This window comes from Rossellomorea sp. H136 (assembly GCF_056838065.1).
Genome location: NZ_CM166371.1, coordinates 3,065,830 through 3,078,014 on the forward strand (window position 1 = coordinate 3,065,830; position 12,185 = coordinate 3,078,014).

Genomic DNA, 12,185 nt, shown 5'->3' on the forward strand with positions numbered 1-12,185 from the left:
TTAACCTTTCCTTTCTACTAACAGCATAATTTGATCCACTACTTCAGGGATGGAAAGTGAAGTTGTATCTATTTCAGTTGCGTCCTCCGCTTTCTTAAGTGGAGCCACTTCTCTTTCAGAATCGATCTTGTCACGGCGGGCAATTTCTACTTTTAATTGTTCCAGGTCAGAAGGGAACCCTTTCGAAATGTTTTCTTCATGTCTTCTTTGGGCCCTTTCATCTACACTTGCAAGTAAAAACACTTTAATTTCAGCGTCGGGAATAACATGGGTCCCGATATCTCTTCCGTCCATTACAACAGCACCTTGTTTAGCCAACTGCTGCTGCCTAGTCACCATCTCTTCTCTAACTTGAGAATGAACGGCCACATGAGATACTGAATTGGTAACAGCGGCTTGACGAATTTCATCTGTGACATTTTCCCCGTCTACATACACAATTTGGCCATCTTCAGTCGGTTCAAGCGTGATTTTTGTTTGAGCTAATAATTCCTTCAACTCATTTTCATCATGCAAATCTATATTCAGTTTCAAAGCTTTATATGTTAATGATCGGTACATCGCTCCGGTATCAATATAAAGATAAGATAATTTCCCTGCTACAATTTTTGCCACTGTACTTTTCCCCGCAGCTGCAGGACCATCAATCGCAATTCTTAATTTCTTCAAATAATCCACCTACTTAATTTCCTAATAATTTTCTTACCTATTTTAACATAAATCTCACACCAGGTTGAAAGAATCTTTATTCAAAAAAAGAGCAGGCAATTAATTACCTGCTTTACCTGATAAGGTTTCGACTATTTCGCTGTACTCCATTTTTTCGACGCCTTCATAAAAAACGATCTTATTGAGCTCCGGAAGGATATTTAATTCATGGATAACAAATTGGACTGCTATTAATAAAATGAAATGTATAATGACTAATTTGATTAATATTCGCTCAACGGATTTAATTGTTCTCACCCTTTTCCTATTCATAGAAAAAGTATGTGTAAATTATGGAATTTTATTCAAGTATCCCTTTTTTTCGTAAGTTCAACTGTCTTTCAAAGCAATATCTTAAAATTAGCTGTCGTTGATTTTCAGTTAAATTAACAAATTCGATACTTGCAACTTTTTTGTGGCTTTTTTCCCAGATGCGGATAACTTTACCTTCTATTTCTACATACTTGTTCTCACCCGTTTGCATAGGAAAAACGATGGTTGTAGATATGTTAGAACCACTTTTCAGGTCCATCCCCTCTCTCACTAATACCGCGCATCCTCCTGCACTGATATCCTCTGTAATCGTTGGAAAATAACCCTCATTTATTTTTATTGAGATATCTGTGTTCGCTTCTACTCGTACAAACTGTCTTCTTTGGACCTTTTCTAAACCTTCCTCACCTGGATAATGAATGCGGATCATCGGTATTTTGGATAGTTTACGGCCCTTCACTTCTGTTTCAAACATAAGTACCGTCTGCTCATTAACGATGAAGCTTGCTTTGAGTTGTGTACCATTTATTAAGAAAACGGCTTTCTCTGTTTTTGTATGAATAGGGTAATCAATATAAAGCCCTTCTTCCCCAATCTCGACGACCCGGCAACTATACCGTTCAAATGTATCATTATGTATGGGTTCCAACTGTAATGTGGTACCTGCTTTTATCATAGTATAATACTCCCACTTCCCATTTTATGTATCTATATTATGGCATGACCTTCCTCACCTTTCCATACCTTTTTGAATCTCTATTCTGAATTTTTCCACATCTAAAGAATAGGGACGGACCTCCATATCGGAGGTCCGTCCCTTTAAAAGCTTAGACGACTTCTTCATAAATCGGTTCCGCTTTTCTGAGCTTCTCTACTTTTTCTTCTTCTCCTGTGTTTGCATTGATAAATATTCTAAAGGTATCCTTACCCAGCATCCCTAAGAATTCGTAGCAGAGCACTTCTTCATTAAGATCATTCACAATTACCGCTTTACGTTCTTCCATTACTTTAAGATTAGGGTTTGTCGTTTCTTTAGCTTCCGCTTGAGTAATGGACGGTTGTCCGATTTCTCTGTCATGGTTATTCTTCAAATATTCTTCGGCAGCAAATCCGACGATTTGTCCATTATCTAATGCGACCTTTATTTTAACAGAGTCTGGATAAACTCTTACTCCATCCAATACTGTAACATATGTGAAAATCCCTATGTTGTCATACTGTGCACTTTCAAATAGTTCTAATTTTTCAAAGTCGTTATCCTTGAGGAAGGCAGTCGCTTTCTCAGCCGCTTTATTTAAGCTGATATTTGCTTTTTGGACTTCCCGATTGTTAATATACCAGATTGGATATCCACCTTTTTGAGTTACATCCATACTTGCGTGTGTTTTACCTTTTTCTATCGTAACACTATAAAATTTGTAGTCAGAGCCTTTCCCGCTCTTTGTTACCTTTGCATCAGTCTTTTCATTTATCCCGGAATATTTTTTTAAGATTGAAACAGCCTCATCCTTTGAAATCTCTTTTCCTTTTATCTTCTGAAAATTTTGGTCTTTCTTCTCAGTATTCACAAATGTTGTAGAACCAAAGTTTGCTTCATCATATCCAGATACATTCTTTTCAACGGTTTTAAAGCCATCGATAATGGTGTTATCAGCCTGTTCATTTCCTGACGCCAAAGCAAGCTCCACATCCATCCATCTCAGGTTGTTCTCCATAACCAGATGTTGGACCTTTCTTAATTGATTCTGAATATCAGCACTTTGTTCATATAAATTTTCAAGTGATTTATATTCTTTATCCGTCAATGGATTCTTGTCTAAATCTCGCACTGCCACCCGGTAACTAAAATCTCCGATATTACTTAAGAATTCCTCTGTTTTATTAAAAGGAAGCAGGGTTAAGGGAAGCTGCCCTACATCGCTGTGTGCCTGAGAAGTTAATCTCCACACATCGGCAAGCGCCGGAGACAATGATTTCCTTGAATTCATGGCAAGAGTTGAACCAATCTTATCGTGAAGCAGATCCACTTGATAAGTTAACTCATGAAACGCCCTTTGATAGTTATTTTCAGCATTGATTAATATCGCATTTTTTTCCTGATGCTCTTGGTATCCCCAGAATGCGGTTCCTGCAACACCAAGGACGAGCACCGTTATTAAAATGACACGTAGCAATTTACTTCACCTCTTTAACTACAGAATATGTGCTTTCCTATTTTCTTGATTTGTGGACGTGACCAAATCCACTTGCTTGTTGCCGTCACAGGGTTAAAGTAATAGAGAGCACTTGAAGAAGGATCCCAGCCGTTTATGGCATCCAAAACCGCTTCTTTCGCTTTTTCATTTGGTGTTAGCCATATCTGACCGTCTGCTACAGCTGTAAAGGCACCCGGTTCAAAAATGACCCCTGCAGCTGTATTGGGGAATGCAGAACTGTCTATCCGATTGAGAATAACGGCCGCTACTGCAACTTGTCCCTCATACGGCTCACCACGTGCTTCTCCATATACGGCATTTGCCATAAGTTGAATGTCGTTCTGTGAAAATCCATTAGGGGTATTCACTGCAGTTGGTTTGGATGGAGTTGGCGTTGGTTTTGGAGCAGGTTTCTTTTGAGGAGCTGCTTTTCCGCCGGATGTTCCGCCTCCAGTCCCTGGACCTTTTTGTTTATTTAAATCTGTTCCGCCATAATGACTGAAATTGTTGCCTTTTTCAATTTGTTCTTTTACAAATTGCTTGTTATACTTTGAGGCTTTCACCAATTTTTGTTTCGTTTTCTCTCCTGCCAACCCATCAATGGGAAGTCCGAACTCATATTGAAAGTTTCTCAGTGCCCAATATGTGCCCCACCCAAAGACTCCATCAATATCACCGTTATAGTACCCGATATATTGAAGTCTGGATTGCAGCTCGATTACATCCTCACCTGTTGCGCCATGTTGTATCACTTGATTCGTAAAAGCGTCTGCCTTCTCTCCTTCAGACGAAATCATAAAAAGTGAACACATAAGCACCATGACGACTGAAGTAGAAATCAATTTGAAGCGACTATTCATAATGCTTTAACCTCCATATCTTCAATTAACATTAACTCTAGTTTTTGTAGAGGCTCCCATTTTATACAAGTGAATAATAAATTTTAGAAAACAACCTGCCACATCATTGATAAGACTCTGTAATGTCCCAGCAAAAGCCGTGTAAACAATCAGAGTTATAATAGAATGAGGATTACTTCATACCAAATTTAATAATAGTGGGAGGTCAAGATGGAGGACTATTTAGCGAAATCATTAGATGAGTGGAAAGAAGATATTTCAGAAGTGTTGGATCAGATTAATACTGACTATGAAGAGATAAAGAAGGAATTGAAGGTGTATTCCTATAAGTACGGCATTACAAAGCAAGTCATTCAATCAACGGTGAATGAGGAAATCATCGAAAATATTAGGGAAATGTATCATAAGCCATTTGAAGAAAAGTACAATGAACTGAAGGAATACATACGTGAATTGGACGAAAAAAGAAAAGTGTTTCAAATGTTCGTGAATAAAATTGATGAAGTGAAACGGAAAGAGGCACCTAAAACGGATCTTGCAGCTGCATACAAGTAAATATTCTATTGAACCGTCTTTGCTAAAGGCGGTTTTTTATTGCGAGGGAGAAATCAGGAACCTAAAAATGCAAAAAAGACGCTTTAAATAGAAAGCGTCCTTTTAAATAATTTCTTTTTCTAAATCAGTACCCGTGTATTTCTTTTCAGTTAATCGATGAGCACTTTTCACTTTCTTCAAACCAAGCCACCATAAGAAAAACATAAACGGTACCATATAATAGATCCAGTTTTTCTCCGCTAAAAAGATGTAATTATATGTTCCATGTAACAGTAGGGGCACAGAAATCGCAATGAAAAGCCACTTATGCCTTTCTTCACTGGAGGAAAACTTAGCTTTCCCTAAGTAATATCCCATAATGACACCGAACAACGCATGACTTGAAACAGGAAGGATCGCTCTTCCAAATGCATGTTCAACACCATTAGCAACCAAATACAAAATATTTTCAATAGTAGCAAATCCGAGTGACACACTTGCACCATAGATAATGCCGTCGTAAGGTTCATTAAAATCAACATGTTGGAAAATAGCAAACATTAAAATAAACCATTTGAAAAATTCTTCTAAAAGCCCGGAAGAAATGAATGCCGTAGACCAATTTGAATCAATGATTCCTTCAACTTCTAAAACATATTGTAAAAACATAATAGGAAAGGTGATAAGGGCCCCATACATAAAGGTTTTGAACACTAGCGTAATAGGTTCCGCCTCATATTCATCCCGTAAATAAAAGTAACTTAGCAATGCTAATCCTGGTGCTATACCCGCTGATAAAATCACCAGCATAAAAAAGTCCTCTTTTCTTTCTGTTTTCTTAATCGTATCATGTTAATGTAGGAATGGAAACAGGAATTTATTTGGTTGGAGGAATGAATGATGAAGAAAGATATTTTGGTCATACATACAGGCGGTACCATCTCCATGATGGAAGACGAACAAACTGGAGCAGTCACTCCCGGGAAGGAAAACCCCCTTTCGGTACAAACATCTATCGTATCGAATTTAGCAAATCTAACGGTCTTAGAAGCATTTCATCTGCCTTCCCCCCATATTACACCAGAGCATATGCAGCAATTAAAAGAGATAATCGAAACGAAATATAGGGAAAAATCATTTGACGGAGTCGTCATTACCCACGGAACAGATACGCTCGAAGAAACTGCCTACTTCCTGGATTTAACCCTTTCTCTTCCAGTCTCCCTTGTCGTCACAGGGGCAATGAGATCAAGTAATGAGATTGGAGCAGACGGTCTGTATAACCTCATATCATCCGTTCGGGTAGCAGCTGATGACCAATCCAAGAACAAGGGGGTCTTAGTCGTCCTGAATGACGAAATCCACTCTGCTAAAAACGTGACGAAAACTCACACAAGCAATGTATCTACCTTTCAAAGCCCACAGTATGGTCCAATCGGGATTGTGACTAAAAGAGGAGTTCTTTTTCATCACCAGCCGACATCGAATGAGCATTATCAGGTTTGTGACATTTCCAAGAGAGTTACACTGATCAAAGCATACGCCGGTATGGACTCAGGCTTATTAGTTGCCATAAAAGACTTACAGTACGATGGGGTTGTAATAGAAGCATTAGGACAAGGAAATCTACCGCCGGATACGGTCGATGGAATTAACGGACTGTTAGCTGCTAATATCCCGGTTGTAATGGTTTCGAGATGCTTTAATGGGATTGTTCAGGATATATACGGCTATTCAGGAGGGGGGAAACAACTGAAAGAAAAAGGGGTTATCTTCTCAAATGGCCTAAATGGACAAAAAGCAAGAATCAAGTTAATGGTGGCTCTTTCCCAAACTGATGACATTAAAGAATTAGAAACGATTTTCAAAAATTAAGGATTTCATTCCACCAGGATCATAAACATCATGAAGGAAAGAGGCTCACAGCGGAGCCTCTTTCCTTTGTCATTTTCCTTTTTGTGTAATGGATTCAGCGATCAATCCGCCATGCAATCGACCATTTTCAATAAAGATCTCATTCGCATTGTTTCCCGCAACAATGACACCTGCAATATAGATTCCTTCTACATTCGTTTCCATCGTTTCTTGATGAAAAGCAGGTCGTCCTGTATCCTTGTCAATAATTATTCCCATTTTCGTCAGAAAGCTATGATCCGGGTGATAACCTGTCATTGCAAATACAAAGTCATTTTTGATTTCTATTTTCTCACCATTTACCTTGTAGGTGACAGAGTCCTCTGTGATCTCCTCTACACACGCGTTGAATTCCATCATTACCTCACCATTTCTGACAAGCGCATCAAAGTTAGGGAGTATCCAGGGCTTAACACTTTTCGAGTACTCGCTTCCCCGGTATATGACAGTGACTCTTGCTCCCGCTTTATTCAATTCAAGTGCTGCATCAACCGCTGAGTTCTTCCCTCCAATCACAACCACATCTGTGTCAAAAAAGGGATGTGCTTCTTTAAAATAATGAAAGACTTTCTCTAATTTCTCTCCTGGAATCTCTAAATAATTGGGATGATCATAGTAACCGGTCGCAATGACGATGTATTTACTTTCATACGTTCCCCTTGAGGTGGAAACGGAAAAAAGGCCGCCTTTCTTCTCTACCTTATGAACTGTTTCGAATCGATTGATTCTTAATTCTTTCCGCTTCGCTACTTCACGATAATACACGAGTGCTTGATTTCGCCTTGGTTTGTGTTCTTCAATAACAAAAGGAACGTCACCAATTTCGAGCTTTTCACTTGATGAAAAAAACGTTTGATGAGTGGGATAGTGGTAAATGGCATTCACGATATTCCCTTTTTCAATGATTAAAGGATCGATTCCCTTTTCTTTTAAATTAATAGCAGCTGACAACCCACATGGTCCCCCACCTACAATAATGCATTCTTCCATTTTCAAATTCAGACACTCCTTCAATTCCTCTATCTGAATGGTAATTTACGTTCGTTCACTTCAGATGTTAAAATATTTTCTACCCAATTATTATGGAATAAGATTACGATTTGGTCAAAAGGAAGCACTCGAACCTCAGGATCTCCATCAGTAGTATGATTTCTAATTTCAGCTGAAATTATTGTAATGAGCCATTATATAGAATTGAAAAAGGATGAGATGTCATTCATCTCATCCTCAACTGGAATTAAATCCAACCTCTGAACCGGCATGCTTCGGCCATCTTTCTTACCCCTACCATATATGCAGCGAGTCTCATATCGACTCGTCTGGACTGGGAAGTTTCATATACATTATTAAAGGAGCTGACTAGTATCTTTTCCAGCTTTTCTTCAACTTCTTCTTCAGACCAATAATATCCTTGATTATTTTGTACCCATTCAAAGTAAGAAACCGTTACTCCGCCTGATGAAGCTAAAACATCTGGCACTAATAAAATTCCTCGCTCTGTTAAGATTTTTGTTGCCTCTAATGTTGTCGGTCCGTTCGCAGCTTCTACCACAATACTTGCCCGAATATTGTGAGCATTTTTTTCTGTGATCTGATTCTCAATTGCTGCAGGCACGAGAATGTCACAGTCCAGCTCTAATAGTTCTTCATTTGTTATCGTATTATTAAATAGTTTCGTAACCGTTCCAAAACTATCCCGACGATCCAGCAAATAATCAATATCCAGCCCATCTTTGTCATGAAGTCCACCGTAAGCATCAGAAATCCCAATCACCTTTGCTCCTGCATCATGCATAAACTTTGCAAGGAAGCTTCCGGCATTACCAAAGCCTTGAACGACTACTCTCGCCCCTTTAAGCTTTATTCCTTTTTTCTTGGCTGCTTCATGAATACAAATCGTCACGCCCTTCGCAGTTGCCGTTTCACGACCATGGGAACCCCCAAGCACCAGTGGTTTCCCTGTAATAAACCCTGGAGAATTATACTCATCAATTCGACTGTATTCGTCCATCATCCACGCCATGATTTGCGAGTTTGTAAAAACATCGGGAGCGGGAATATCTTTAGATGGTCCGACAATTTGGCTGATAGCGCGAACATAACCACGACTTAATCGCTCTAGCTCTCTAAATGACATATCCCGGGGATCACAAATGATCCCCCCTTTACCTCCACCGTACGGAAGGTCTACAATTCCACATTTCAAGCTCATCCATATGGAAAGCGCTTTAACTTCTTTTTCAGTTACATTTGGGTGAAATCGAATCCCACCTTTTGTTGGTCCAACTGCATCATTATGTTGAGCACGGTATCCCGTGAAAACTTTTACTTTTCCATCATCCATCCGGACTGGTATTTTAACCGTTAACATTCGTACAGGTTCTTTTAATAATTCATATACTTCTTGTGAATACCCCAATTTATCAAGTGCAAGATGAATAACCGTTTGTGTAGATTTCAATACATCGTGTTGATCAGATGCTTGGTGATTTTCTTTCCCCTTATCGGCTACCATTTATGTAAACCTCCCAGTATGCTTCACTGTTTAACGGAACCTCGTCCGCTTTCATGACATAGTATACACGTTTGAATTCTTCTTGCAAAGAAGGAAAATCAAAAAAAGCGGATTTTTTTGAAAACGCTGTCATAATTGAAAAGCGGAGGCGGCTTGGGTAGGCCCGACAAGCATAAGGCGGCCCCACCGGAAAGGCGTCCTGGTCAGGGCCATACAAGTAATCACAACGACCATCTCCATAACAAAAAACACTTCCAGGAAACACCCTAAAAGTGCAAAATAATGTCTATTTTCCTTATAAATCATAATCAAACATATATCTAAAAGGGGGGGGGAGATTCGCTTCAACATACATGATCAAAAATAAAACAGAATTTTATCAATGGAATCTTTTATTAAAACAGCACGGCCATACTCCATCAGGATATGTTTCGTGGTCTTTGATTGCTGACCGTATTCAGCGCAAATAGCCTCCATGACCAAGCTATCGTATTCCAATAGATTTTCAATAAGTAAGTAATAGTTTTTTTCATAATAATAAATGCTTAATTGTATAACGCGGTTGTTCACTTTGTTCAATTCGTTGATGCGTTTAAGGAGATCCAGAACATCCTCGAAATCATCAAAGTAAACGAGCACATCATGATCATTCATGGACTTCATGATTCCACTTTCGTCTTCCCAATCAGAAAAGTCATCTTCTGACTCTAATGTGAGGATCATGCAGATTTCCTGATCATCAAAGGACTCAATCTCCACGGTGATTTCCATTTGTGTTTCAATGCCGAACTTGCCCTGAACTTCATCTAACATGTCTTCAAAAAGATCATGCCACATATAGGAATCTTTCCATTGGTCTTGTTCAAATAAGCCTTTTTGCTCTAATTCTTCCACACTAATGGAAAATTTTATTTTGTTGTCTGAGATTCTTTCAAGCTTCATCTTCGTACCCCCTAGAGTGTGACGATTTATCACCATACTATGTAAGGGGCAGAAAACAGTGCATAATCCAATTATAATTTACTTTTCAGCCAAAGTTCCCAATCAGATTGGGATTGTCCGACAATGTGTTCCTGAAATTCTTCTTTCTTGTCATCGGGGAGATGGTCTACAGCAAAACCGCCTATTCCAATTTCCAGGCCTTCCCGATCATCCTTTAATGAAGTTACGAGTGACAACAGGTTGTCTACATTCTCCTTTAAGGTGCAGGAGAAGAATAGGAACTTAGGATCGACTTCGTCAAGTACGATGTCGATATCATTTTCTTTAATGCTGGAGCCTAAGTAGATTACTTCAAATCCCTTTCTTCTTACATAGAGAGTAAAGATTAACAATCCTAATTCATGCCATTCTTCAGGTCCGCAAACGGCTACAACTTTAGGTAAGATTCCGTTGTGTGGAAAAGAGTGCATGATGATACCGATACGGGATCTAAGTATCGATGTTGCAAAATGCTCGTGGGCCGTCGTGATCTTCCCGTTCTCCCACAGGTCTCCGATTTTAACCAGCAAGCTGCCCAGGATATCAATCACCACTTTATCAATCGTGTAAACAGCAAACGATTGGTTGATTAATTCATGAGATTTTGTTTCATCAAACCTTAAGAGTGCTTTTAACAAATCATCCGAGATGCTCTGAGTACGGTCCTTTCGTTCAGAGGATGCAATCTCATTTTCATCAAGCTCTTGTTTGTCAAGTAAAGCAACAGCCTGACTAATGGTAAATCCCCGATTGACCTTTTCAACCAGCCATTTTAATATATTTAAATGTTGTTCTGTGTACAAACGATGACCTGATTCATTACGTACAGGAGCAATTATCTGATATCTTCTCTCCCATGCTCTTAATGTACCTGGTTGTATTCCTAAGATTGTGGACACAGCTTTTATATTGTATTTGCCTTCTAACTTCTTGTCATTGCTCATAAATAGTCCCCCAAAGTAAATCTCTTCTCTCTAAAATTATAATCGAGAAACTACACTGTGTAAAACTTGTACAGGTAATGAACAACAAATGTTCATTTCATCCCTTTTCGATTTTCAGTAAATGGGTTTCTGCCGGAGCTCCCAAGCGTAATGGGAGCGCAGTTGTCCCATAGCCGTTACTTACTAATAGGGTGGTCTGTGGGAGCTTTTCAAGTCTTCCTTTTTTATACAGTCCCCATCCAAACAAACGAATTTGTCCACCGTGTGTATGGCCACTCAACATCAAGTCAATTCCCTCTTCTTTTCGTACCTGCCTCACAAGCCTAGGGTCATGACTGATTAAAATATTAAATTCATGCGGAATTGTTTTTTTCAGTGCAGAAGAGTAAGAAGCTCTCTGCGTACTCGCATCGTCCACTCCGATCATATTAATCTTCCCGTTATGAATAGGCACCATAACTGAATCATTTACAATTTCAATGATTCCCTTTTGTTTAAATATATCCGTCAGCCTGTTCGTATTCACTTCATGATCATTATTGCCCCAAACAAAATAAACCGTACCTAGTGTCAACAGTTTATCTAAGTTTTGCTCGACTCTTGAGTAGGGCACTCCTTTTTCCAGAAGATCTCCGCCAATGATGACAAAATCAGCTTTCCCTTTCACTTCATCAATAATTCCGTTTGACACTTCCCGCTTATGTATATCAGATATAAAAAAGATGGAAATCGTGCCCATATTATCAGGAAGGGCAGGAAGCTTTACCTTCTCCATTTTCACAACATTTCTACGTGCTTCATATAACATAAAAAAGAGGAGACTGACTCCCCCTACTAATAAAAACATTATAAATTCAAGCATTGTGGCCTCCTTGTCGGTGGAAATCTATAGAAATAATACCATAAAAGATGGATAAGAAGGAAAAAATCAGTGTTTGCCACATCCCAAAACTGCTCAACAAATAGATGATGCCTATATGAAAAGGGATGAAGATTAACTCTTTATGTAGTTTACCGTTCATTAATCTTAGAATAGAAAATATTTCGAATTTCAATAAATTCCCTTGAACCATTAACCCCACCATAAAGGCCATCATTGCCGCAAAGAATGGCACGGGATTTAAGACTAACTCAACAATGAACTCAGAGATGTCAAGCAATTCTGCAGCCGGAAACCATTTAATGAATAGGTACCCTAATAGAAACGTGATAAGCAGTTTAACAGTATGATTGATCAAAAAAATCCCTCCCATAAATCTTA

Annotated in this window: 14 protein-coding genes; 2 read left to right on the forward strand and 12 right to left on the reverse strand. The window is 38.9% G+C overall.

Annotation, left to right across the window (positions count from 1 at the left end; all coding sequences use genetic code 11):
- The 5 genes from cmk to sleB form a co-directional block, all read right to left on the reverse strand.
- On the reverse strand, positions 1–669 hold the full coding sequence (cmk, locus tag ACYH0O_RS15670) for a (d)CMP kinase (RefSeq protein ID WP_482629462.1): 669 nt from the start codon (positions 667–669) through the stop codon (positions 1–3).
- Between the two features lie 99 nt (positions 670–768).
- A complete protein-coding gene (locus ACYH0O_RS15675; protein WP_482629463.1) occupies positions 769–981 on the reverse strand; it encodes a YpfB family protein in 213 nt (70 codons plus the stop codon).
- A gap of 28 nt (positions 982–1,009) precedes the next feature.
- A complete protein-coding gene (locus tag ACYH0O_RS15680; protein WP_482629464.1) occupies positions 1,010–1,657 on the reverse strand; it encodes a flagellar brake protein in 648 nt (215 codons plus the stop codon).
- Positions 1,658–1,808: 151 nt separating this feature from the next.
- The gene (gene ypeB, locus ACYH0O_RS15685) at positions 1,809–3,155 is read right to left on the reverse strand and encodes a germination protein YpeB (RefSeq protein WP_482629465.1); all 1,347 of its coding nucleotides are present in this window, start codon (positions 3,153–3,155) and stop codon (positions 1,809–1,811) included.
- A gap of 14 nt (positions 3,156–3,169) precedes the next feature.
- Complete coding sequence (gene sleB / locus ACYH0O_RS15690; protein ID WP_262481780.1) at positions 3,170–3,997, reverse strand: spore cortex-lytic enzyme; 828 nt, start codon at positions 3,995–3,997, stop codon at positions 3,170–3,172.
- A gap of 249 nt (positions 3,998–4,246) precedes the next feature.
- Between sleB and ACYH0O_RS15695 the strand changes: the two genes are divergently transcribed.
- Complete coding sequence (locus tag ACYH0O_RS15695) at positions 4,247–4,591, forward strand: hypothetical protein (RefSeq protein WP_148970017.1); 345 nt, start codon at positions 4,247–4,249, stop codon at positions 4,589–4,591.
- Positions 4,592–4,693: 102 nt separating this feature from the next.
- On the opposite strand, the gene prsW is transcribed toward ACYH0O_RS15695, so the two are convergent.
- Positions 4,694–5,380 carry a glutamic-type intramembrane protease PrsW gene (gene prsW / locus ACYH0O_RS15700; protein ID WP_149156948.1) on the reverse strand — a complete coding sequence of 229 codons (687 nt, stop codon included), beginning with the start codon at positions 5,378–5,380 and terminating at the stop codon, positions 4,694–4,696.
- Between the two features lie 87 nt (positions 5,381–5,467).
- On the opposite strand from prsW, the gene ACYH0O_RS15705 reads away from it, so the two are divergent.
- Positions 5,468–6,445: an asparaginase gene (locus ACYH0O_RS15705; protein ID WP_482629466.1), complete on the forward strand. Its 978-nt coding sequence runs from the start codon at positions 5,468–5,470 to the stop codon at positions 6,443–6,445.
- Between the two features lie 69 nt (positions 6,446–6,514).
- Here ACYH0O_RS15705 and ACYH0O_RS15710 read toward each other — a convergent pair whose 3' ends face one another.
- The 6 genes from ACYH0O_RS15710 to ACYH0O_RS15735 form a co-directional block, all read right to left on the reverse strand.
- A complete protein-coding gene (locus ACYH0O_RS15710; protein ID WP_482632582.1) occupies positions 6,515–7,474 on the reverse strand; it encodes a YpdA family putative bacillithiol disulfide reductase in 960 nt (319 codons plus the stop codon).
- A gap of 247 nt (positions 7,475–7,721) precedes the next feature.
- Positions 7,722–8,999 (reverse strand): Glu/Leu/Phe/Val family dehydrogenase, encoded by a 1,278-nt coding sequence (locus tag ACYH0O_RS15715; protein ID WP_113967654.1) that lies wholly within the window; start codon positions 8,997–8,999, stop codon positions 7,722–7,724.
- 357 nt (positions 9,000–9,356) lie between these two features.
- A complete protein-coding gene (locus ACYH0O_RS15720; protein ID WP_188048585.1) occupies positions 9,357–9,941 on the reverse strand; it encodes an adaptor protein MecA in 585 nt (194 codons plus the stop codon).
- A 71-nt stretch (positions 9,942–10,012) separates the two neighbouring features.
- Positions 10,013–10,924 (reverse strand): MerR family transcriptional regulator, encoded by a 912-nt coding sequence (locus tag ACYH0O_RS15725; RefSeq protein ID WP_482629467.1) that lies wholly within the window; start codon positions 10,922–10,924, stop codon positions 10,013–10,015.
- Positions 10,925–11,021: 97 nt separating this feature from the next.
- Complete coding sequence (locus ACYH0O_RS15730; protein WP_482629468.1) at positions 11,022–11,786, reverse strand: metallophosphoesterase; 765 nt, start codon at positions 11,784–11,786, stop codon at positions 11,022–11,024.
- Positions 11,779–12,162: a hypothetical protein gene (locus ACYH0O_RS15735; RefSeq protein WP_426890669.1), complete on the reverse strand. Its 384-nt coding sequence runs from the start codon at positions 12,160–12,162 to the stop codon at positions 11,779–11,781. The genes ACYH0O_RS15730 and ACYH0O_RS15735 overlap by 8 nt, the downstream gene beginning before the upstream one ends.
- Positions 12,163–12,185 lie beyond the last annotated feature (23 nt).